Raw genomic sequence first — 21,960 nt, forward strand, 5'->3', positions numbered from 1 at the left:
AGGGGAGAAATAAGAGTTTGAAAGTTATAAGATGGACTATTATTACTATTGTTATTGTGTTTATGCTTTTAATGGGCATAGCTGCTCCTGCTGCATTTATCGGGTTAGCAGTCTTTTTAATTGGTTTATATTTAAGTAACCAGCACCGTAAATATAAAATTAATTTTAAAAAATCGGGCTGGATTATGGCAGCAGGCTTCATTTTATCCATATTTTTAGCAACTGCAGATTCCGATGCAACCGAAACGGTAAATGAGCCTGAGAAGGAACAAATACAATCAGAAGAGAATGAAGCAGAGAAAAAAGCTGAAGACGAAAAGCTTGCCCAAGAGAAGGCTGAAGAAGAGGAAGCAAAAAAGCAAGCTGAGGAGCAAGAACGGCTAGAAGCAGAACAGGAAGAAAAACAGAAGCAGGAAGAGGAAGAAAAGCAAAAACAGGAACAAGTACAAAGTCAGGCTGCGGAGAGCTTAGGCCTGGAATTAGTTACCGTTGGCAGAGTAGTAGACGGTGACACAATTGAAACTTCTGACGGCAGGAAAGTCCGCCTCATTGGAGTGAACACTCCCGAATCAACGACAAGAGTAGAAGAATACGGAAAAGAAGCAAGCCAATTCACCACATCTGAGCTGACTGGCAAGAAAATCTGGATGCAAAAGGATGTTTCAGACACAGATCGGTATGGCCGCCTGCTGAGAATTGTTTGGCTGGATATTCCGGCGGATGATATGGACGAAGGTGAAATACGTGAAAAAATGTTCAATGCCCATTTGGTACTGAATGGTTATGCGGAGCCATCCACCTACAATCCGGATGTGAAATATAGTGAATACTTTAGAGAATTTGGCAGGGAAGCAAGAGAAGCCAACAAAGGGTTATGGGCCCTGGGAGATGAAGGAACGACTAAAGGGGACCTGGATTCTAAAGCTGTGAGCGGTTCAAAAAGTAAAACCGGTAAAAGCGGGTCCAATGACAGCAGCGGTACAGCCGGCAATTCAACTTCTTCAGAAAGCGGTTCAGAGTCCTATCAAAACTGTACGGAGTTGAGAAAGGTATATCCAAATGGTGTGCCATCTACACACCCTGCATATGATTCAAAGCATGATAGAGATAAAGACAATTATGCTTGTGAACGATAAGAGAAGGGCTGGCTCAGGATGTAGAGCCAGCCTCTTTTAATAGGCTGCAGTGTGAAAAATAAAAAATTAAGAGCACTGGCGCCAGTGCTCTATGAGGTTCTTTTATGGTGGCCATTCAATTTAATAAGAGAGCCTCTTTTAATCCAGTAATGAAAGTTTTCTGCCGGAAAAACTCCGCGTCCATTTGATCTGTCCATCTGAATGACAACGCTGTTCTGGGTCACCTCCAGAATTTTAAGAGTTTGGGAACGGTTAAGATTTGGCATGAAGGTACTTGTGATTTCAAATTGCATATCCTTATCCAGGTTCAATGATGGCACCTCCTGATTGTTTTATTAAAATTATTATCCCCATACAACGTTTTTCTATCCAATTATTGGCCGGTATATTTTTGGTCCATACTCTGAGAACTTATAAGATAAATTAAACTTTTGAATATTTGCAATTAACGTTATAATTCACTTAGTACATGATTTTTCATAAGAAGGTGAAGTATGTGAGAGAAAAGATTAAAGTTGGATTGATAGGGATGGGTGCCGTAGGGGAAAGAATACTCCGTCAATTTCGGCAGAATGAGGAGTTTGAGATTGCAGCACTTTGTGATCGAAATGCTGAACGACTAGATAAATTTAAAGCTGAGCTGCCGGATGCAACAATGCATACCAATTATTTGGATGTACTTCAGGATGAAACCATCAAGCTGATCTATTTAGGTGTTCCGCCAAAATTTCATCATACAATTGCAATGGATATTATAAAGAGCGGCAAGCATCTTCTTTGTGAGAAGCCTCTGGCCAATTCCATTGAAGAGGCCAAGGAAATGTGTGAAGCTGCTGTGAATGCCGGGATCATACACGCAATGAATTTTCCCATGGCATATAGTCCTGCTTTTAAATTGTTTAAGGATAAGATACATAATGGTGAGCTGGGTAAGATTAAGAAAGTTGAACTGCACCTGCAGTTTAAGCAATGGCCGCGTGAATGGCAGCAGAACGATTGGATATCAAGCAGGGAACATGGAGGCTTTATCAGGGAAGTAGCGCCCCATTTCATCCACATGATTCATGATACCTTCGGAGAATTGGACAATGTCCATTCTTTTGTTGAATTCCCTGAAGATGAACGATTATGTGAAACAAGCTTTTCGACATTTTTAACGCTGCCAGGCGGTATTCCGGTTGTGTTTAACGGAATAGCCGGAATCGGGCAGCAAGAACATCTGTCTTTTAAAGTTTTTGGTGATAAAGGAACTTTAGATATGCAGAACTGGAGTATTCTGGTTCAAACTACCACTGAAAAGAACGGAGAAATTATAAAGCTTGATGAGCCAGAAACCAGTCTTGCTGCAGAACTCCTCAAAGCAATAAGAGGAGATAAAGCATTTTTGGTATCCTTTAAAGAAGGCCACCAGGTGCAAAAGGTATTAGAAAGAATCCTATTGAATTGATCAGAGGCACATTTGTGTCTCTTTTTTCACTTATAAGCCAACAGTCATTATCAAGAAACAATGCTCGAAAAAAACAGGTGTCTTAATGTATAATAATTTAGTGAGAGTTCTTCAGAAAACTGAAGACTCTATAACTTATTTGATCCAAAGTTGAAAGAGAGTGGGACATATGGGCCGTAAATGGAACAATATCAAAGAAAAGAAAGCCTCAAAAGACGCAAATACGAGCCGTGTTTATTCCAAGTTTGCACTTGAGATATATGTGGTTGCCAAGCAAGGGGAGCCTGATCCGGAAGCAAACCAGGCCCTGAAATTTGTGCTTGAGCGTGCAAAAACATATAACGTGCCAAGAAATATTATTGATCGTGCAATAGAAAAAGCAAAAGGCGGAGCGGAAGAAAACTATGATGAGCTTCGCTACGAAGGATTCGGGCCTAGCGGATCCATGATTATTGTTGATGCATTAACGAATAACGTAAATCGCACAGCTTCTAATGTACGTGCTGCATTTGGAAAGAATGGCGGAAATATGGGTGTGAGCGGATCTGTTTCCTATATGTTCGACTCAACCGCTGTTATCGGCATTGAAGGCAAATCAGAGGAAGAAGTACTGGAAATACTAATGGAAGCAGACGTAGACGCACGTGATATTCTGGAAGAAGAAGATACGGTAATTGTATATGCTGAGCCCGATCAGTTTCATGCAGTTCAGGAAGCATTCAAGTCAGCAGGCATCAATGAGTTTGCTGTTGCTGAATTAACAATGCTCCCGCAAAATGAAGTCACCCTTGAAGCTGATGCACAGGTGCAATTTGAAAAACTGATTGACGCCCTTGAAGACCTGGAAGATGTCCAGCGTGTATATCATAATGTTGATTTAGGTGAATAATGAAGAGGAGTCCGCTTAATAGCTGGGCTCCATTTTTATTTAATAAGTTTTCCATAATCATGTTATGTAAACTATAAATCCATTATCATTTCCACTAAATGAAATTAAGGTTGTCGGAAAAAATGAACCTCTATTAAAAATAGAGGCGGTAAGTGCAGTTTTATGATGAAATCAGATGATATCTGTCGAATATCATATTGCTAGCGCGCGCTATTAATGTCTGCCTGATATAGATAATGCCATTAACTTCCCACTTTTTATAATTCTGGTTATTGGAAAATAACTGAAATAAGAATTTTTGTGTTTTAATCACTTCAGTGATGGGAACAAAAATAGGGAAAGGAGAGTTTTACACACATGAATAAATTTAAAGTTATTTATACTTTTGAAAAAGGCGTTACCGTAACAGAAGAGATTGAAGCAGAAAATAAATCCGAGGTAATCGGGAGCATTAAGGATCTGGAAGGGTATGTTGAACTGACATGTTCTGAAGGTCACTATCACCGATTTGATTTCGCTGATGTAAAGTTAGTCACAATCACAGAATAAAAGGAAGGCCGGAATCGGCCTCCCCCCCTGAGCCCGCCTGATTAGCGGGCTTTTCACTTTCTAACAAGATCCCCAATCAGAATGTATCTCTGTGGCGCATCTCCAATAAAATTAAATGGGTAACAGGTGGTTACAGTCAGAGTTGCTCTAGGTTTAGGAACAATAACTGTTCTGTCGTCTGCATCGACAATCCTGATTTTACGCACCTTATAAGTGAACTCTCCGGCTGAAGTATTCACGACAAGCAGATCACCTATCTCTACTTCGCCAAGTTTACGAAAGACGGTATCCCGGTGGCCGGACAGGACAGAATTATCTTCTTCTCCAGGAAGGACGCTGCCTGCATAATGGCCAACGCCTTTTTCCAGTTCATCTTCATTAGTGCCATGGAAGATTGGCAAATCCGCTGATATCTTCGGTATTGACAGGACACCCATTTCTTCGCCCATTTTAGGACGGACATTGTAAAGGTTATGAGGCTCCGTTTTTTGTGCGGCCTTCACTTCTGTTTTTACATTGCTGCTCGGGGGAGCTATATGGGCTGAAGTCTTTTGATCATTCAAATATGGCATAAGATTTGAAGCGGCAAGCCAAACCCCACCCAAAATAAAAGCCAGACCAATAACTCCTTTTAACGTGAGTTTTCTTTTCACGCCTCTTTCACTTTCCGTCTGAGTAAAATGGCAATCCCAATTAGGAGAAGTCCAATGCCTGCTATTACTCCTTCAATATAGTTTCCTGCTGTGTTTGGCAGTTTTCCGCCTTTCACAGTTTTTACAGGCTTTGAAGCCTGTTTTACTTTACCAGGATCTTGTTTTTTAATTACCGTTTCGGCCTGATCCAAATCGGTCACTGTGTCCTCTATTAGCTCCGAACTGAACATGTCAGCTGTAATAATCATATCTGCCAGGAACTGGCCTTGTGTATTATATAGCTCTATAAGCATGTCGTAGCCATTTGTATCTTCTAAAGCAATCATTTCAGCTGTTGTTAAATGGATTTTTTCACCATCTTTAAATAGGTAAAACTCGGCATCAAGCTGGAACAGATTCATCATTTCCTGCATAATGCTGATTAGTTCAGCAATTTCTGCTTCTGTTAAGTCATCGGCACTGTCAAACTCGCCAAATGCCATTAACCGGCTTTCAAGATCCATCATTTTATCAAGCAATTCTGGATCTTCGAAATCCAGAGTCATAAAATGTGCAAATAATGCTTCAAGTTCTTCATCGGTAAGATCTATATCTCCAAGAATTTGAGTCATTTCGTCATCACCGGGCATTTCATCGCCGCCCATATAAATGGAAACCATGATATCAAGATCCTCAATATATTCGTAGTTTTCAAGGGAGTCATCGTTCTCCTCAAGCAGAGAAAGGAGCTCTTCTTTTGTAAGTCCGTAATCATTTAATAGCTGCTGAAGAGTTTCGTCGTTAATTTCAGTGCCTGTATAGGTTAAAAAAGAAACAGTTGAATCCAATGCATCAAAATATCTAAACACATCGCTAACATCATCAGTTGGTTCCATTTCTCCGTTCTCGACCAGCAATGCCGTTAATTCTTCCTCATTTTCAAAACCATAGTCAGCCAGCAGCTGCTGAAGGTTTTCTTCAGTAATAGGCTCACCAAGATATTCAATCATTTCTTCGATTGTCTCGAAATCTTCAATACTCATATCCCAAAAGTATTCCAGATGGTCATTTAAGCCTTTTTCAGACCAATTTGTTTCCTTCAGGAATTTTGTCACTTCCGCATTGCTTGGAGCTGCCAGGCTGACAGCCGGAAACAGGCTCAACAAAAAGATCAATGCTATAACAATACTTAGTCTTTTCAATGGTAGTTCCTCCAAATAAGATAATTAATTCTAGAATAATATAATGGAAAAAATATTTTTCGGATAGAATTGTTATTTGGGATTTTATTAGCTATAATATTTGGTTTTTTTGCAGCAGAAAGGGACGGAAGAAATCCTTGTTTATCAAGGGATTTAATAATTGGGGGCATAGAATTCAGAACAAAACTGTGCGTGAAGTTCCTTAATGCACCATTTCTTCCTGTAATTAAATAAAGTTTAAATACACTTCCCTGCGAAGTAATAAATGCCAAATCAGGGATTGATTAATTTGTTTTATGTGTGTAATATTACACTAAAAGAACCGATTATAACTAAAAGAGGTGGATCCTTTGAACCCACAGACAGAAAAAGATTATCACGACATATTTCATGCTGAACTCACTAAATTGAAAGAGAAGGACTATATTTCACCAGAACATTATGAAATGACTATGAAAGCCCATCATCAGTACTATCAGGACCTTGAAGAGATGAAAAGAGAGCACATAAAGGCTGTAAATGCTGCAGAAGAAATCAGACTAAAGCCCATTCAGCCGGCAAAAAAAACTGTGAAAAAGAAGTTATCTCAGGAAGAAATCCGTGAAAGGAACATTTCCTGGCTGCTGAATATTGGAGTCATCCTGCTCCTGATCGGCGGACTTTTTGTTGCAACAAGCAACTGGGCGACAATGTCGAATTTTATGAGAAGTGCATCCATTGCAGTGGTTTCCCTTCTTTTCTATGGCTTTGCGTTTATTTCCGGAAAGTTGCTGAAAATTGAAAGAACATCGTTTGCTTTCATTGTTCTTGGGAGTTTATTTTTGCCAATATTCATTTTGTCTGTCGGCTGGTTTGAACTGCTTGGCCCATATCTTTCCTTTTATGGGGAAGGACGCTATATACTTGGAGCGGCTGGCAGCTTATTGATCTTTCCAATATACGGTATATTTGCTAAGAAACTGAATTCCCGTCTTTTTGTCTGGTTTGCTTTTATTGCCCTGACTGCATGTGCAGGTTATATCCTGGCAGCATTCAGCCTTGAAAATGACAGTTTTTATCTAGGTTTAATGATTTTTAATGCTCTTTTGTCTGCAGCCTTTCATCGCATAAAAAAGCATACTTTCCTTAAATTATTTACAAGAGAAATGGTTTATTTTGCTCAAATCAATTTAGTGATCTCCACTTTATTGATGCTTATCTTTTTCAATAGCCATGTTTTTTACAGTGTGAATATCCTGTTGACTGCAGCCGTTTATTTATCAATGGTGTATGTAACAGGCAGGAAGGAGTTTCATTTCGTCTTCAGCTTACTGATTGTCTATGGTGCCTATCAGCTGATTGAAAACAGTATGTTAAATGCAGCTGGCCCGGTTTTCTATGCGCTTGCAGGAATTGGTTTTCTGTTTGTTCCTATGGTAATGGATAAGCAATATTCCTGGGAGAAGATTTTCAGACTGACCAGTGCAGGAGTTTCGCTACTTGCTTTTCTTTATATTTCAATCGAAGGAATCCTGTTAACGGCCGGGGAACCCTCTGTATCACTGCTGCTGGCTTATACAATACTCGCGGGGCAGTTTATATATTTGGCAAATATTATGGGAAACAGGCTGTTTGCTTACCTGGCACCTGTATTTTTAGCTTCTGCCCTATTCCAAGCAGTTCTTATGCTGGATAAAGCCATCCCGTTCAACAATCTATCTTTACCTGTTTTCTTCATTGGCTTTGTGCTTTTTATCAGTTTCGGTTATCTGCTTAAATATCCGCTAATTAAAGTCGTGGAATCAAGCTCACGCGATGTGGCTGTCAGTATTATGCTGTTTTCGGCTGTGATAGCTGCAGGACTTCTTGATTGGCTTGCTGCAGGCACCGTGCTATTAATCTTCAGCTTTGTCCTGTACCTCATGAATAAGGCTGAAAATCGGATTTTTTATACAGAAACGATTCCCTGGGCTATTCCATTGTCAATCGGGTTTGCCTTTATGTTTTATGGTGAACATCTGCGAAGTTACTCAAGCTTTTATCAGAAGGAGCTGGGTATGGCCATGAATACCGTAATGGCAAGTATAGCCCTCCTTATCCTTTATGTCATCCTTTCTAAGAAAGGGCACAAAACTCAAGCCAAAAACGTGTTTTTAATTTCGCTGGGATTTTATACAATCTCACTGTTTACAGCCGCTGCTTTGACGATCAATGAAGTTTGGATGAGACCTGCAGTATTTATAGGCGGTATAATAATGTACCTTGTCCTATATCAATTCCATAAGCAAAGCTGGATTCCGTTTGTGACAGCATCGATTTCACTTTTTACTTACTTTATGATTTTGATTGGTTTACCATTTAACTTTACATTTTTTAATTGGGTTCAATTTCCGCTAGGGGCATGGATCCTGCTTGGTGCGGCTTTTTATATTTCTAAAAAAGACGTTGTCCTGGCAAGAGGGTTCAGCTGGATTGGCCATATCTTCATGCCTTTTGCCATGATCCTAACATTTTTCCTTTACAGGGAAGATAGTATCTGGCCATTTATAGCCACCCTGGCAGTCTATTGGATCAGTTTCAAGGTTTCTGCTAATGAGTGGAAAGTAAAGATATTCCTCTACAGCTCATTTATGACTTTGTTTATGGTGATTTTGACAGGTATGGAGCATATTTGGGAGGAGAGCTATAGTGAGTATGCTATATTATCAGTCAGCTGTGCCGTACTCTTATTCTGGATGACTGGTAAAACTCAGGATAAACAGAGGAGTGTTTACTTTTTTATACCCTGGTCTGTGATTGGGTTATTGGCTTTTCTGGCGTCCTATCCCTTTGGAGTTCTCCCGTTTATCGTATCTATTATCTATGCAGCAGGGTTAATCTTATATATGCATAGAACCAAGCTTGATATATTAGGTGCTATTCCATTGTTTTTACTGTATGCAGCAGTACTTAAATTCTTATTCATTAACGGTATTGCTCCAGATATGAAAATTGTGATTTCCGCTGGCTTCGGCATGGCTGCGGTTTTCACCGGCAAAATGGTATATGCCAAAATTTTCATGGGCAAAAAAGCTGATAGCTACACAATTATTTCCCTGCTATTTTTGCTTACCGCTTATCTTTTTCCGGCGGTTTCCCTATGGGCGGAAGTTCTCCCTGGACTCCTGATCAGCGCATTTTTATTTTTTCAGAGGAGCAGAGTGGCATCTAAATACTATAGGCTCCCTGAATTGCTGGCAGGAGCAGTATTACTGGAGCCATATTATAGTGTATTAAGGAATATTGAAATACCGGATCTTTTTATTAGAGAGGCATATGTTCTCCCTTGGTTCATCCTGATTATTTTTGTCAGGAAAGTCCTGAAGGGGCAGTACTCAAAGCTGACCAGTAAAATTCAGTGGGGAGTTCTCATAGCAGTATCGTTGCTGCTTGTGCAGGATGCTCTTTCAAGTAATACGGTTTATGATGCACTTATAGTCGGTACGCTCTCGCTAACCTCGATGCTGGCCGGCACTTTTTGGAGGGTAAAGTCTTATTTCTTTGTAGGTTCCGGGGTTCTGCTCCTGAATGTACTGCTTCAAACCAGACCGTATTGGGGGAACCTCCCTTGGTGGGCATACCTTTTAATCGCAGGCTCTATTCTCATTTCTGCAGCAAGCTATAATGAATGGCAGAAACAGAAAACAGCAAAAGGTGAAGAGCCTTTAATTTCTAAATGGAAAAATAACATAGTCAATAAGTTAAAAGAATGGTCCTGAGAAATTTAACCTAGCCCTCCATTATATGGGCTAGGTCTTTTTATTAACTTTAAAATAAAAAAGTAAATTTTCAGAAAATAAGTTGACTTTTTCCTATTTACACGGTATCTTTGTGTTAAATATATAACACTTATTTTATCTAACGATATTTAAACGTTATATTAAATTATTATCCTAATATTCTGGGAGGTCATGTCTTGATTCTGCATGATATTGAAACGGAAAGCCGCGATATGATAGAGGAATTGCAGCTGGACCGGCTCAGGCAGACAGTGGAGAGAGTATATAACCATGTGCCTTTTTATCGGAAAAAGTTTTTGGAAAGTAATATTGCGCCTCAAGACGTTACCAGCCTGGATGATATTCAAAAGCTGCCCTTTACTGTGAAAGCAGATTTGCGGGAACATTACCCATTCGGGCTTTTTGCTGTGGATAAAAAAGAAATTGTGCGTCTGCACGCTTCATCAGGAACGAGCGGAAAGCCGACTGTAGTGGGCTACACCCGGAATGACATCGAAATGTGGAGCAATCTGATAGCCAGGGCAATCTCCATTGGAGGAGGGGAACCTGGTCAGATATTGCATAATGCTTATGGGTACGGGCTGTTTACCGGCGGATTGGGCCTGCATTATGGCAGCGAACAGCTTGGCATGGCAACCGTACCTGTTTCTGGAGGAAACACAGAGAGACAAATTATGCTGATTCAGGACTTTAAGCCGGAGGTTATTTGCGGAACTCCTTCATATGTTCTCAATTTAGCAGAGAAGATGGAGGAGCGGGGAATCGAGCCGGCAAGTACATCATTAAAATTTGGGATATTTGGGGCTGAACCCTGGTCTGAAGAAATGCGGAAAGCACTTGAAGCTAAGCTTGGGATTAAAGCATGCGATATTTATGGGTTGAGTGAAGTGCTGGGACCGGGCATAGCTATGGAATGCCATGAAGCTCAGGATGGGCTGCACATTGCAGAGGATCACTTTTTTGCAGAGGTGATCGATCCAATAAAAATGACACCGCTTCCAAGCGGAGAAGAAGGTGAGCTTGTTTTTACCAGTTTAACGAAGGAAGCTTTTCCTGTCATCCGCTATCGGACTGGGGACATCGCCTCCCTTTCAAAAGAGAAATGTGCGTGCGGAAGAACCACGATCCGCATGAGCCGTGTGAAAGGCCGCATTGACGATATGCTCAATGTTAATGGTGTAAACATCTTTCCGTCCGAAATTGAACGGTGTATTCTTCAAGTGCCTGAGCTTGCTCCCCATTATCAAATCCACGTGCATAAAAAGGGAAGCTTAAAAGTTTTAGAGCTTCATGCTGAATGGAGCGAAGAGTTTTATAGGGATATGGGAGAAGCGGAATTTGTAAAAAAGAAGATTCAGGAAGCATTGAAACAAAACTGCTTTATTACCATCAGACTTGTTCTCCATCCGCCCAAAACGCTGCCGAGATCGGAAGGGAAAGCTGTCAGGGTTGTAAGCCCGGCAGTGGAAAATGCAGTAACCTGAATGAACTATTTTAAACTCACTGGGGGTGAAACACATGTCAGAAGCTCTTTTCTTTCAAGAAATGACGGAAGAACAAAAATATGAGCAGTTCATGAAACGCATTAATGCAGGAGAAAAAATTGAAGCGGATGATTGGATGCCGGAAGATTATCGAATGACATTAATCAAATTAATTTCAATGCATGGTATCAGTGAAATTATGGGAGCACTTCCTGAAAAGGAATGGGTGCCGAAAGCTCCTTCATTAAAACGCAAGCTGGGCATCATGGCAAAGGTACAGGATGAGATGGGACATGGTCAGCTGCTGCTTCGTGTTGCGGAGGATTTAATGAAGCCCCTCGGCAAAAACCGTGAAGATATTATGCAGGATTTATTCAGCGGCAGACTGAAATTCCATAATGTCTTTCATATGGAAGCACCAACATGGGGGGATGCCGGTCTGATTGGCTGGCTGGTTGACGGTGCAGCGATCATTACCCAGACCAATATGCTTAACGCCTCTTACGGACCTTATGCAAGAGCACTTAAGAGAATTTGCGCGGAGGAGGTTTTTCATGCCCAGCATGGTGAAGCCATAATTATGGCCCTGGCTGAAGGAACCGGCGAGCAAAGAGCGATGGTTCAGGATGCGGTTAACCGATGGTGGGAAGCGCTGTTAATGTTCTTTGGCCCGGGTGATGCTTCTACAACAGGCACTTCCAAACAGGACACAACGATAAAATACAGAATTCGGACAAAGACGAACGAAGACTTAAGACAGGACTTTTTTACAAAATATATTCCCCGAGTTCTCTCGCTTGGCCTCACTCTGCCGGACGAGACGATGCATTTCGATCAGGAGCGGGAGCTTTGGGTTTATAAGCAGCCTGATTGGAATAGGTTCAAGGACATTATTAAAAATAATGGGCCAAAATCTCAAGAGCGGCTCGGCCTCCGGCGCACAGCTTATGATACTAACAAATGGGTGCGTGAAGCTCTCAATACTGCAAACTAAACCGTTCAGATGGGAGGGGTACCTTTGGGTAACGAAGGATTTTATCAGGAATATGAAGTTTTTAGTCAAAGAACAGATACCTCGCCTCTGCAATATCAATTTTCCCTGCTGGCGCCAAATCGGGAGCTTGCACTCGTCATGGCGCAGGAAAATTTTATGAGGAGAGAGCCGGCTGCTGATATCTGGGTCGTCAAACGCTCTGATATCCGGAAGATGACTCCGGAAGAAAAGCAATCACTTCAGCGTCTGGACAACAAAGAATACCGCACGACAAAAGGATATGGCTATCTGAAGAAAAAGTGGCGCCACTATGAGCAGGAAATGCTTGATGAAAAGGAAATACTTTCATGGGGAGGGATGAAGAAAGGTGACTGAGCCAGCAGGAAATATGCCTATCGACGCTAAGATTAAGCCGCCACTGACATCATTATTGTATCAGCTGGCTGACGATGATTTCATTCTTGCCTACCGTGGATCAGAGTGGCTTGGCCTGGCGCCTCACATAGAGGAGGATGTCGCCTTTTCATCCATCAGCCAGGATACCATGGGCCATGCGGCCATGTTTTATCAGCTGCTGGCTGATCTCGGGGAAGGCAATGTAGACAGTCTTGCTCATGCAAGAAAAACATCTGAAAGGAGAAATGCAGTCCTTTTGGAATTGGTAAATGGACCAGGTCATTATCTGTCTTCAGCACAATATGACTGGGCATTTGCGGTTGTAAGAAATTATTTTTATGCCCAAGCGAAAAAAATCAGAATGGATTCTCTGAAAAACTCTTCTTATCAGCCTTTAGCCGAAGTGGCATTAAAGGTCAATATGGAGCTTTATTACCACCTTCTTCACTGGAAAACATGGTTTATACAGCTGATGCAGGCTGGCGGGGAAGCCAGAACGAGAATGGAAGCGGCCATTGGAAGGGTATTAGCGGATTTCGAAGGAGTCCTGAATTTGGGACCCCTGGCAAAAGAAATGGCTGAACATGGCCTCATTGACAAGGAAGACGTTTTAAAGCAGCGCTGGCTGTTTATCATGAAGCCTGTTTTTGAATCTGTCAAACTGGCAGTCTCAGAAGCAGACCTGGCTATGAAGACTGGAAACGGACGAATAGGAGAGCATACTGCCGACCTTGATGACGCTTTATCCACTTTGAGCGAGGTATATAACATAAATCCAGCTGCAAGCTGGTAAGTTTTCTAAAGGGTGATGTAAATGGAGCAGGATCAAATATTGCTAAAAAACGTGTTAGAAGCGCTTCATAATGTTAAAGACCCTGAAATAGATACCATTTCAATCGTTGATTTAGGAATGGTAGAACAGATTAAGGTGGAGGGTCAGTCAGTTTTGATTAAACTGCTGCCTACTTTTATGGGATGCCCTGCCCTGGATATTATTCAAAAAAACGTTGAAGGCGAGCTGAGGAAAGCAGGGATTTTTGAAAAAATAGAAGTCCAGTTTATCTATCATCCGCCATGGACGTCTGACCGGGTAACAGAGACAGGCAGGATAAAGCTAAAGGAATTCGGGATCGCGCCACCTCCAAAATTCATAAGTGAAACGGGCGAATGGCATGTGGATTGTCCTTTTTGCGGGTCCGCATACACGACGATGGATAACCTTTTTGGCCCCACAGCCTGCCGCAGCATCTTATACTGCAAATCCTGCAAGAACCCTTTTGAAGCTATGAAACCAGTATCGACTATGATGTAGCAGGTATCTTTAAAAATAAAATCCAATACGTAAAACTATTAAAAATTGAGAGGAAGTTGACAAATGGTAAAATTAATCGCTCTTTATAAGCATCCTGAAAATAAGGAGGCATTTGATGATCATTATTTTAACACGCACGCGCCCCTTACAGCCAAAATTCCGGGTCTCCGAAAAATGGAAGTTACAAAAATTGTGGGCAGCCCTATGGGAGGCGAAGGGAAGTACTATTTGATGTGCGAAATGTACTATGACAGCCATGAAGCATTGCAGGAAGCCATGAGAACAGACGAAGGCAAGGCATCAGGCAAAGACGCCATGAAATTTGCAGGTGATATTATCACACTTATGATCGGTGAGGAAGCAGATGAGTAAAAGCTATGAAACCATTGAAGTTTCACAGCAAGGAAAACTTGGATTAATCGTTTTGAACCGGCCCAAGGTTCTAAATGCTATTAATCGCACGATGGTTTCAGAGATTCTTGCTGCAATGGAGGGCTTTGAGGCAGACTCAACCGTCAAGGCCATCGTATTAAGCGGCAATGGAAGAGCCTTTGCAGCCGGGGCAGACATTGATGAAATGGCAAATGATCATGCGATCGATTTTGAGCTTCGCAATCAATTTAAAGATTGGGATCGGCTGGCCATGATCAAGAAACCGATTATCGGAGCGGTGCAGGGCTTTGCCCTTGGCGGAGGCTTTGAGCTAGCGTTATGCTGTGATTTGCTTTATGCGGCGGATAATGCTGAATTTGGGTTTCCGGAGGTGAACCTTGGCGTTATGCCTGGTGCAGGCGGCACGCAAAGGCTTACTAAGCTTGTCGGAAAAACGAAAGCAATGGAATGGCTTTTTACCGGCAAAAGAATCTCGGCGAGGGAAGCGCTTCACCACGGCATCGTCAACCAGCTTATAGCAGAAGAGCTTCTGATGGAAGAAACAATGAAAGCGGCTGAGCATATTTCCAGCCAGGCGCCAATCGCCATACGCCTCATAAAAGAAGCGGTCCTAAAGGCAGTTGACACTCCTTTAAATGAAGGAATGGAATTCGAAAGAAAGAATTTTTACCTATTATTCTCGACAGAAGATCAAAAAGAAGGAATGAATGCCTTTATTGAAAAACGCAAGCCTCATTTTAAAGGAAAGTAGAGGAGGTGTACATAGCGAATGTTTGAAACTGTTAAATACGAGGTCGGAAACGGTGTAGCATGGATTACCTTAAACCGGCCGGATAAGCTGAATGCGTTCACCGAACAGCTGAATAAAGAGGTTCAGCATTCCGTAAAACAGGCAAGCAGAGATAAAGAAGTCAGATGTCTTGTCATTACAGGTGAAGGACGTGCATTCTGCTCCGGCCAGGATCTTCAGGGTGTAAATGAGGACATGGATCATGGTGAGGTTCTTCGGCAGTTCTATAATCCAATGGTGATGGAGATTCATAGATGCGAAAAACCTATTATCGCGGCTGTTAATGGGGTGGCAGCAGGTGCCGGAATGAGTCTTGCGTTAGCCTGCGATTTCAGGCTCCTGTCTGAAAAAGCCAGTTTTTTAGAAGCTTTTATTCATGTCGGGCTTGTGCCTGATGCCGGCAATCTATACTTTCTGCCAAAACTTATCGGTCATGCCAAAGCTATGGAGCTTGCTGTGCTTGGTGAAAAAATTAATGCAGAGGAAGCCAAAGAGCTGGGCCTTGCTACTAAGGTAATTCCTATGGAGCAATGGCAGGCTGAAATAACTGCTTTTGCAGAAAGGCTTGCCAGTATGCCGACAGCGGCGATTGCTGTAATCAAGAAAAACCTGAAAGCGAGCTGGGATTCAACTCTGGAAGAAAGTCTGGAGCGGGATGCACAAGGACAGCGGATTGCGGGCCTTACTCTTGATCATAAAGAGGGTGTAGCGGCATTTATGCAAAAGCGGAAGCCTGTGTTTCAAGGGAAATAACCTTTATAAAACTATAAAACTTAGAATTACTTTTAGAATATTTGCCCGTTATATGGTTTGCGAGCATCTCGTATCGGGTGCTCGTCTTTTTTTAAACTGAAAGGAGGAGTATACCTTGAAAAATATTGTCGTGATCGGTTCAGGTGTCATGGGGCGCGGGATTGCGTATGTAAGTGCAGTCGGGGGCTTCCATACAACCATTGTAGATATCAGCCAGGAGCAATTAATCCGTGCGGAAAAAGAGATTGACAGCATCTTTGAAAAAGGGCTCGCGAGGAAGAAAATTACAGCTGCTGATATGGAAGAAAGCAAGAACCGGCTTAACTATTCTGTAAGTCTTGCACAGCATGTAAGTGAAGCAGATCTTGTTATTGAAGCCGTCCCTGAAGTGATGGATATAAAGAGAAATATTTTTGAAGTGATCGATCAGCACGCTTCAGAGCATTGCTGTTTTGCAACAAACACCTCTACCATGAGTCCAACTGAGATTGGGTCCTTTACCAATCGCCCGGACAAAGTGATTGCCATGCATTTCTTTAACCCGGTCCATAAAATGCCGCTTGTAGAAATTATTAAAGGGCTTGAAACGAGCGAAGAAACAGCACAGTTAATAAAACATGCTGCCGAGCAAATGGGAAAAGAAACAGTCGTCATAAATGAGTTTCCGGGCTTTGTGACGAGCAGGATCAGCGCGCTCGTGGGAAATGAGGCATTTTATATGCTCCAGGAAGGTCTCGGTACTCCCGAAGAAATTGATAAAGCCATTAAGCTTGGTCTGAACTATCCCATGGGCCCCTTCGAACTGGGCGACCTTGTCGGCCTCGATACACGCCTGAATAATTTAAAATACCTTCACAGCAAGCTGGGTGAAAAATACCGGCCGGCACCGCTGCTTGAACAGTATGTGAAAGCTGGCAGGCTTGGTCGTAAAACGGGCAGAGGTGTTTATGATTACACTGCCAGAGAGGAAGTCAGGCAATGAGAAAAGCAGTAATCGTTGATGCCGTCCGAACTCCGATTGGAAGATATAAAGGCGGGTTAAAGGATATCCGTCCCGATGATTTGGGAGCTATCGTTATTAAGGCCCTGCTGGATAGAAACCCCGTAGTGGACCCTGCAGAAATTGAAGAGGTCATAATGGGAAATGCAAATCAGGCAGGAGAAGATAATCGCAATGTCGCCAGGATGGCAGCCTTGCTCGCCGGTTTGCCTGTCGAAGTGGCTGCTTCAACGGTTAACCGGCTTTGCGGATCTGGTTTAGATGCGGTTAATTATGCTGCACGCGCTATTTTGGCAGGAGAAGGAAATATTTTTATTGCCGGTGGTACGGAAAGCATGACCCGTGCACCATTTGTCATGGCAAAGCCAAGCAGCGAGTTTCCAAGAGGGAATATGGAAATGTATGACACAACCATCGGCTGGCGATTTACAAACAGCAGGCTTGAGAATATGTATGGTGCCGAAAGCATGCCTAAGACGGCAGAAAATGTTGCAGAGAAATATGGTATATCCCGAGAAGAACAGGACCAGTTTGCACTTGAAAGCCAGAAGAGAGCAAAATCAGCTATTGAAAACGGGTTATTTGACGATGAAATCATTCCTGTTACATACATGGATAAAAAAGGGAAAGAAATCACGATTTCACATGATGAGCATCCCCGTCCGGAAACAACTTATGAAAAGCTCTCAAGTTTAAAGCCTATCTTCCAGGGGGGAACTGTTACGGCCGGCAATGCTTCAGGGGTTAACGACGGTGCCTCTGCATTGCTGCTGATGTCTGAGGAAAAAGCCCGTGAACTGGGATTAAAGCCCCTCGGATCTTATATTGTTTCCGCAGCAGCAGGGCTTGAACCGTCGATTATGGGAGCAGGTCCTGTTTATTCCACTCAGAAAGCCTTAAAGAGGGCGGGACTTGCCATGAGTGATATAGATTTAACTGAATTAAATGAAGCGTTTGCTTCACAATCCCTCGCCTGCATCAAAGAACTGGGCGCAGATCCGGAACGGGTAAACGTGAATGGGGGAGCGATTGCATTTGGCCATCCGCTTGGGGCGAGCGGCGCACGTATCCTGACAACATTATTGCATGAGATGAAGCGCAGGAATTCTAAATATGGCCTGGCAACGATGTGTGTGGGTGTCGGGCAGGGGATATCAACAATTGTTGAGCGCTGACCATAGAGGCATTATACTCTATGGTTTTTAAAGCTCTTAACGATTTTAGCGTTGGAGAAGGAAGGCAATTATTTAGTATGCCGAAAAAGTATTTTCAAAACTGCCTAATTTTAGTACAATAATATATAACGAAATTTTTCCGCTCAACCGACATGATGAAATGAGGATGAAGGCAAGTTGAATACGAGATCAATGATTTTCACACTTTATGGTGATTATATTTCACATTATGGAAGCAAAATTTGGATCGGCAGTCTTATAAAGCTTTTAAGTGAATTTGGGCACAATGACCAGTCCGTCAGAGCGGCTATTTCAAGGATGAATAAGCAGGGTTGGGTAAGTGCAGAAAAGATCGGCAATAAAAGCTATTATTCCTTAACGCCAAGAGGCCAGAAAAGGATTGAGGAAGCGGCTAAGCGTATTTTTAAATTAAAGCCTGAGGAGTGGGATGGCGAGTGGCGCATCCTTATGTATACCATCCCGGAGGAAATACGCAATGTGAGGGATGAATTGCGCAAGGAGCTTGTATGGAGCGGTTTTGGATCCATGTCCAGCAGCTGCTGGATCTCTGCTAATAATCTTGAGAAACAAGTATTTGATTTGATTGAGAAATATGATATTGCCAACTATGTTGATTTCTTTATTGCCCGTTATGCAGGACCGCATAAAAATATCGAAATTGTAGAAAAGAGCTGGAACCTGACAGAAATCAACGAAAGATACCAGGAGTTTATTTCTCAATACAGCCAGAAATATATCATTGATAAAAATAAGATTCTGAAGGGAAATATGACTGATGCAGAATGTTTCGTAGAAAGAACGAAGCTTGTGCATGAATACCGGAAGTTCCTATTTGTGGACCCTGGTCTGCCTGAAGAGCTTCTGCCTGATAAGTGGCTGGGCAGTCATGCTGCTGCCTTATTCAGTGAATATTATAAAGAACTGGCAGAACCCGCATCCAGATTCTTTGAAAGTGTTTTTAAAGAAGGAAATGAACTGAAAAACAGAGATGCTGATTATGACGCATTAAATCACCCCTATATGGTAGAGTGATAAAGAGCCATCTTGCTGCAGACAAGCAGGATGGCTCAATTATTTTCGCAAACAAAGGAATCGAATCTATTTCCATCAGTAAATATTAAAGCTTTCCTCGCAGTATCATTATATAAATCTAACGTAAAAGATCTATCGGCACCTCAAACGTTTTCCACAAAAATATAATCCAGATGAACCCGATTCCCACTGCTGCTAACGGCCGATTATGATGAATCCTAAGAATAATAAACATGAAAACATTAAAAAAGAACGACCATTGAATGGACCAGCCATTTAAATGCTCAATGAGGTTCAAATAGTAAAGATTGATAAATTCAATTGAGGTATATAGAAACACCCATAGCAAAATCCATCCAGCCTGCTTGAGGAGTCCAGCCGGATAACGGCCGATGAAAATTAGAATAGTTACCGGATACACGATTGCCATAATCATGAGATTAATGATCGGGTGTCCAATAAGGATATTTTCTGCAAATATGGTCTCTTTATATTGCCACATTGGGTAATTGCGAAAAAGAAAGTTTTTTAACAAATCACCTCCAATAAAAAAAAGTATAGTCGGGTAGTATTCACGCCAGTTTCTCCAATCCCCCCATTTCAGTCCCGCCAATAAAAAGAAAAAATTATAAAATAAATGCATCATATCCCTCTTTCAATACGAATCCCAAAAATAAAACATCGCATTAATGAATAAATATATGTTTCCTAAACAATATTATTTTTATGATACATTTCTTGATGATAGTTAATTAATCGCGAGAATCCATTCAAATAAGGTGATTTTATGGTTCTGCCTGCAGCTCTTGTAATTGCATTTTATACACTAAGTTTCTTTTTCTTTATAGAAAAAAAGCTTTCCTTTATGCAAAACTCTCTGGTTCTTATGCTAATTTCCATTGCAGCCCGAAATTACACAACCATACTTGCCCTTCAATTAAAGTGGATTCATATAACAGAAGACTCTATTTTATTTATTGTCTTTTTGATTCATCGTGAAATTATTGGCCCCTTTCTAGTTCTAATGTTTATTAATTTATATTGGAAAACTCAATCTGGCGTAAAAAGGGTAAGTGTCTTCTCCATATTCTTAATCTGTCTTCTTGGAATGGATCTTTTCAGCTTGATGTCCGGTGTAATTACATTTTTAGACTGGAATTTAATTAAAGCAGGCATAGGAAATTTGGCCTTTTTGATTGCCGGGCTCGGATTGTCCAGGGGGATAATGTATCTAAAGCAGGAGCCTACTAAATTTGGAAAAGGTATATGAAAGAGCTTTTGACGCAAATGAATGGTTTGTATTAGCAAATTTACTGATATCGCTAATTCTTATATGGAAACTGCCCAAAAAATTATCTGGCTTGGAAACGGCAGTTCATTTCACCATCGGCGTATTTATCGGGATGTTCTTCGATCATACCATTAGTATCAGGCCGTGGGATTTATATGATGTAAATGATACATCGAATTATCAAATCATTGATCTTTTGAGCTATATTTTGTACGGGCCATACAGTTATTTTTTTGTTTATTTATATGTGAAACTAAATCTAAATGGATATAAGAATATCCTGTATGTCACCCTCTGGTCTATTCTTGCTGTACTGATTGAATGGTTCACTGTTAAGCTCGGCATATTTCATTATGAAAAAGGCTATCAGATGGCCTGGTCTTTTCCTATTTATGCATTTGTTCAAACCCTGCAAATCATGTTTTATAAAATTTCACTAAAAATGGAAAAGCGTACTGAATAGAGGTCTGTCTGCAAAACAGCGATATGCATGTAACGGTCATTTTAACTTGAGGCATAGCTGCACCTTCATTGTTAAGTATATGTGTTCCTAATTGTCAAACTATTAAAATTAGTATAACATTATTTTAACGAAGGAGGAATTTTATTGAATAGATTAACAGACATATTAAATATTAAATATCCAATTATTCAGGGCGGCATGGGGAATATAAGCAATGCCATTTTAACAGCGGCCGTTTCGGAAGCCGGCGGGCTGGGCACGATCGGAGCAGGAACAATGCTTCCTGAGGATGTTGAAAGAATAATTGAGGAAACTAAGAGTTTAACAGATAAGCCATTTGCTGTTAACGTTGCATTAAGTGTCTCCCCATATGTAAAGGAAATTCTTTCTCTTGTCATTAAGCATAAGGTTCCTGCAGTTTCCCTTTCGGCCGGAAACCCTGCTCCTTTTATTCCAAAGCTTCATGAGAATGGGGTGAAGGTCATAACTGTTGCTGCTTCCGTAAGACAGGCGATGAAAGCAGAGGCAGCAGGAGCTGATATCATTGCGGCGGAAGGGTATGAGGCAGCAGGAATCAATAGTGCTCTTGAAACGACTACACTCGTATTGATTCCTCAAATAATAGGCAATGTCGCAGTCCCGGTAGTGGCAGCAGGAGGAATCGGCGATGGCAAAGGGCTTGCTGCCATGCTTGCACTGGGGGCGAGCGGTGTTCAAATGGGCACCAGATTCATAGCAACCAAAGAAGCGCCATTTCATCCGGAATATAAAAAGAAAATCATTGAAGCATCTGATCATGAAACCCTTATAGTGGGACGTTCAGTAGGCAGAATTCGAAGAGTTCTTTCCACCGGTTATGCCAATAAATTATTAGGTTACGAAAAACAAGGGATTTCTATTGATGAGTTTAATAAACTCACTTCTGAAGACTATCATAAAATTGGAGCGATAAATGGAAACGGTGACGAAGGTTTTATGAACAGCGGCCAGATAGCCGGCCTGATTTCCGATCTGCCAAGCGTAAAGGAGCTCTTGGATAAGATGATAGAGGATGCTGATCTTCAGCTCCAAAAGGCTAATAAGCTATTAAACTAGCAAGCAGGTTTTAAACACCTGCTTGCTTTTTTATAAAGATGATTTATTAAAATATATCAAATTTTTAGAATATTATTGACACTCTCGGGTTCCGGGTGATAATATAACGTTGTATTTACGATATCTAAAGTAAATATCATATAAATGG

Annotated in this window: 23 protein-coding genes; 19 read left to right on the plus strand and 4 right to left on the minus strand. The window is 41.5% G+C overall.

All coding sequences use genetic code 11. The features are described from left to right. Window positions 1-17 precede the first annotated feature (17 nt). On the plus strand, window positions 18-1,136 hold the full coding sequence (locus NAF01_RS10675) for a thermonuclease family protein (protein WP_250802264.1): 1,119 nt from the start codon (window positions 18-20) through the stop codon (window positions 1,134-1,136). A gap of 89 nt (window positions 1,137-1,225) precedes the next feature. Here the strand turns inward: NAF01_RS10675 and NAF01_RS10680 are convergent, their stop codons facing one another. Beyond that, window positions 1,226-1,456, minus strand: a complete 231-nt coding sequence (locus tag NAF01_RS10680) for a hypothetical protein (RefSeq protein ID WP_226619234.1) — start codon at window positions 1,454-1,456, stop codon at window positions 1,226-1,228. 176 nt (window positions 1,457-1,632) lie between these two features. Between NAF01_RS10680 and NAF01_RS10685 the strand changes: the two genes are divergently transcribed. The 3 genes from NAF01_RS10685 to NAF01_RS10695 all read left to right on the plus strand — a co-directional run bounded on the left by NAF01_RS10685 (window position 1,633) and on the right by NAF01_RS10695 (window position 4,021). After that, window positions 1,633-2,583 (plus strand): Gfo/Idh/MocA family protein, encoded by a 951-nt coding sequence (locus tag NAF01_RS10685; RefSeq protein ID WP_250802265.1) that lies wholly within the window; start codon window positions 1,633-1,635, stop codon window positions 2,581-2,583. 169 nt (window positions 2,584-2,752) lie between these two features. Further along, complete coding sequence (locus NAF01_RS10690; protein ID WP_048010155.1) at window positions 2,753-3,472, plus strand: YebC/PmpR family DNA-binding transcriptional regulator; 720 nt, start codon at window positions 2,753-2,755, stop codon at window positions 3,470-3,472. 357 nt (window positions 3,473-3,829) lie between these two features. Then, a complete protein-coding gene (locus tag NAF01_RS10695) occupies window positions 3,830-4,021 on the plus strand; it encodes a hypothetical protein (RefSeq protein ID WP_048010154.1) in 192 nt (63 codons plus the stop codon). A gap of 53 nt (window positions 4,022-4,074) precedes the next feature. On the opposite strand, the gene NAF01_RS10700 is transcribed toward NAF01_RS10695, so the two are convergent. Then, the gene (locus NAF01_RS10700; protein ID WP_163141270.1) at window positions 4,075-4,674 is read right to left on the minus strand and encodes a class D sortase; all 600 of its coding nucleotides are present in this window, start codon (window positions 4,672-4,674) and stop codon (window positions 4,075-4,077) included. After that, window positions 4,671-5,855, minus strand: a complete 1,185-nt coding sequence (locus tag NAF01_RS10705; protein WP_222499514.1) for a processed acidic surface protein — start codon at window positions 5,853-5,855, stop codon at window positions 4,671-4,673. The genes NAF01_RS10700 and NAF01_RS10705 overlap by 4 nt, the downstream gene beginning before the upstream one ends. A gap of 341 nt (window positions 5,856-6,196) precedes the next feature. Here NAF01_RS10705 and NAF01_RS10710 point away from each other — a divergent pair, with 341 nt between their 5' ends. From NAF01_RS10710 to paaX, 12 genes are all read left to right on the plus strand, one after another. Beyond that, entirely contained in the window at window positions 6,197-9,592 is a 3,396-nt protein-coding gene (locus NAF01_RS10710) for a hypothetical protein (protein WP_250802266.1), read from the plus strand. 197 nt (window positions 9,593-9,789) lie between these two features. Next, window positions 9,790-11,097 carry a phenylacetate--CoA ligase family protein gene (locus NAF01_RS10715; protein ID WP_222499518.1) on the plus strand — a complete coding sequence of 436 codons (1,308 nt, stop codon included), beginning with the start codon at window positions 9,790-9,792 and terminating at the stop codon, window positions 11,095-11,097. 34 nt (window positions 11,098-11,131) lie between these two features. Further along, window positions 11,132-12,091 carry a 1,2-phenylacetyl-CoA epoxidase subunit PaaA gene (gene paaA, locus NAF01_RS10720; protein WP_048010149.1) on the plus strand — a complete coding sequence of 320 codons (960 nt, stop codon included), beginning with the start codon at window positions 11,132-11,134 and terminating at the stop codon, window positions 12,089-12,091. Window positions 12,092-12,100: 9 nt separating this feature from the next. Continuing rightward, window positions 12,101-12,466 (plus strand): 1,2-phenylacetyl-CoA epoxidase subunit PaaB, encoded by a 366-nt coding sequence (gene paaB / locus NAF01_RS10725; protein ID WP_048010148.1) that lies wholly within the window; start codon window positions 12,101-12,103, stop codon window positions 12,464-12,466. Window positions 12,467-12,479: 13 nt separating this feature from the next. Further along, window positions 12,480-13,280 carry a 1,2-phenylacetyl-CoA epoxidase subunit PaaC gene (gene paaC / locus NAF01_RS10730; protein ID WP_204260524.1) on the plus strand — a complete coding sequence of 267 codons (801 nt, stop codon included), beginning with the start codon at window positions 12,480-12,482 and terminating at the stop codon, window positions 13,278-13,280. 21 nt (window positions 13,281-13,301) lie between these two features. Beyond that, complete coding sequence (gene paaD, locus NAF01_RS10735) at window positions 13,302-13,799, plus strand: 1,2-phenylacetyl-CoA epoxidase subunit PaaD (protein WP_163141255.1); 498 nt, start codon at window positions 13,302-13,304, stop codon at window positions 13,797-13,799. A gap of 63 nt (window positions 13,800-13,862) precedes the next feature. Then, window positions 13,863-14,171: an EthD family reductase gene (locus NAF01_RS10740; RefSeq protein ID WP_009334759.1), complete on the plus strand. Its 309-nt coding sequence runs from the start codon at window positions 13,863-13,865 to the stop codon at window positions 14,169-14,171. Next, the gene (locus NAF01_RS10745; protein ID WP_048010145.1) at window positions 14,164-14,943 is read left to right on the plus strand and encodes an enoyl-CoA hydratase-related protein; all 780 of its coding nucleotides are present in this window, start codon (window positions 14,164-14,166) and stop codon (window positions 14,941-14,943) included. The genes NAF01_RS10740 and NAF01_RS10745 overlap by 8 nt, the downstream gene beginning before the upstream one ends. An 18-nt stretch (window positions 14,944-14,961) precedes the next feature. Continuing rightward, window positions 14,962-15,735 (plus strand): enoyl-CoA hydratase-related protein, encoded by a 774-nt coding sequence (locus NAF01_RS10750; RefSeq protein ID WP_048010144.1) that lies wholly within the window; start codon window positions 14,962-14,964, stop codon window positions 15,733-15,735. 115 nt (window positions 15,736-15,850) lie between these two features. Further along, window positions 15,851-16,717, plus strand: a complete 867-nt coding sequence (locus NAF01_RS10755) for a 3-hydroxyacyl-CoA dehydrogenase (RefSeq protein WP_082138993.1) — start codon at window positions 15,851-15,853, stop codon at window positions 16,715-16,717. Beyond that, window positions 16,714-17,910: a thiolase family protein gene (locus tag NAF01_RS10760; RefSeq protein WP_163141249.1), complete on the plus strand. Its 1,197-nt coding sequence runs from the start codon at window positions 16,714-16,716 to the stop codon at window positions 17,908-17,910. Before NAF01_RS10755 ends, NAF01_RS10760 begins: the two co-directional genes overlap by 4 nt. A gap of 177 nt (window positions 17,911-18,087) precedes the next feature. Continuing rightward, complete coding sequence (gene paaX / locus NAF01_RS10765; RefSeq protein ID WP_163141247.1) at window positions 18,088-18,963, plus strand: phenylacetic acid degradation operon negative regulatory protein PaaX; 876 nt, start codon at window positions 18,088-18,090, stop codon at window positions 18,961-18,963. 118 nt (window positions 18,964-19,081) lie between these two features. Here paaX and NAF01_RS10770 read toward each other — a convergent pair whose 3' ends face one another. Continuing rightward, window positions 19,082-19,609, minus strand: a complete 528-nt coding sequence (locus tag NAF01_RS10770) for a CBO0543 family protein (RefSeq protein WP_350457434.1) — start codon at window positions 19,607-19,609, stop codon at window positions 19,082-19,084. 141 nt (window positions 19,610-19,750) lie between these two features. Here NAF01_RS10770 and NAF01_RS10775 point away from each other — a divergent pair, with 141 nt between their 5' ends. The 3 genes from NAF01_RS10775 to NAF01_RS10785 all read left to right on the plus strand — a co-directional run bounded on the left by NAF01_RS10775 (window position 19,751) and on the right by NAF01_RS10785 (window position 21,812). Then, window positions 19,751-20,233, plus strand: coding sequence for a hypothetical protein (locus NAF01_RS10775; RefSeq protein ID WP_163141241.1), 483 nt, complete (start codon window positions 19,751-19,753; stop codon window positions 20,231-20,233). Then, entirely contained in the window at window positions 20,217-20,717 is a 501-nt protein-coding gene (locus NAF01_RS10780; RefSeq protein WP_048010140.1) for a hypothetical protein, read from the plus strand. Before NAF01_RS10775 ends, NAF01_RS10780 begins: the two co-directional genes overlap by 17 nt. A gap of 144 nt (window positions 20,718-20,861) precedes the next feature. Further along, window positions 20,862-21,812, plus strand: coding sequence for an NAD(P)H-dependent flavin oxidoreductase (locus NAF01_RS10785; protein ID WP_048010139.1), 951 nt, complete (start codon window positions 20,862-20,864; stop codon window positions 21,810-21,812). Window positions 21,813-21,960: the final 148 nt, after the last annotated feature.

The organism is Cytobacillus firmus, from assembly GCF_023657595.1.
Taxonomy (GTDB): domain Bacteria; phylum Bacillota; class Bacilli; order Bacillales; family Cytobacillaceae; genus Cytobacillus; species Cytobacillus firmus_B.

Coding starts and splice junctions, on each gene's coding strand:
- NAF01_RS10690 (WP_048010155.1), top strand. CDS start 2,753: ATGGGCCGTAAATGGAACAATATCAAAGAAAAGAAAGCCTCAAAAGAC.
- NAF01_RS10695 (WP_048010154.1), top strand. CDS start 3,830: ATGAATAAATTTAAAGTTATTTATACTTTTGAAAAAGGCGTTACCGTA.
- paaA (WP_048010149.1), top strand. CDS start 11,132: ATGTCAGAAGCTCTTTTCTTTCAAGAAATGACGGAAGAACAAAAATAT.
- paaB (WP_048010148.1), top strand. CDS start 12,101: ATGGGAGGGGTACCTTTGGGTAACGAAGGATTTTATCAGGAATATGAA.
- paaC (WP_204260524.1), top strand. CDS start 12,480: ATGCCTATCGACGCTAAGATTAAGCCGCCACTGACATCATTATTGTAT.
- paaD (WP_163141255.1), top strand. CDS start 13,302: ATGGAGCAGGATCAAATATTGCTAAAAAACGTGTTAGAAGCGCTTCAT.
- NAF01_RS10740 (WP_009334759.1), top strand. CDS start 13,863: ATGGTAAAATTAATCGCTCTTTATAAGCATCCTGAAAATAAGGAGGCA.
- NAF01_RS10745 (WP_048010145.1), top strand. CDS start 14,164: ATGAGTAAAAGCTATGAAACCATTGAAGTTTCACAGCAAGGAAAACTT.
- NAF01_RS10750 (WP_048010144.1), top strand. CDS start 14,962: ATGTTTGAAACTGTTAAATACGAGGTCGGAAACGGTGTAGCATGGATT.
- NAF01_RS10760 (WP_163141249.1), top strand. CDS start 16,714: ATGAGAAAAGCAGTAATCGTTGATGCCGTCCGAACTCCGATTGGAAGA.
- NAF01_RS10770 (WP_350457434.1), bottom strand. CDS start 19,609: ATGATGCATTTATTTTATAATTTTTTCTTTTTATTGGCGGGACTGAAA.
- NAF01_RS10775 (WP_163141241.1), top strand. CDS start 19,751: ATGGTTCTGCCTGCAGCTCTTGTAATTGCATTTTATACACTAAGTTTC.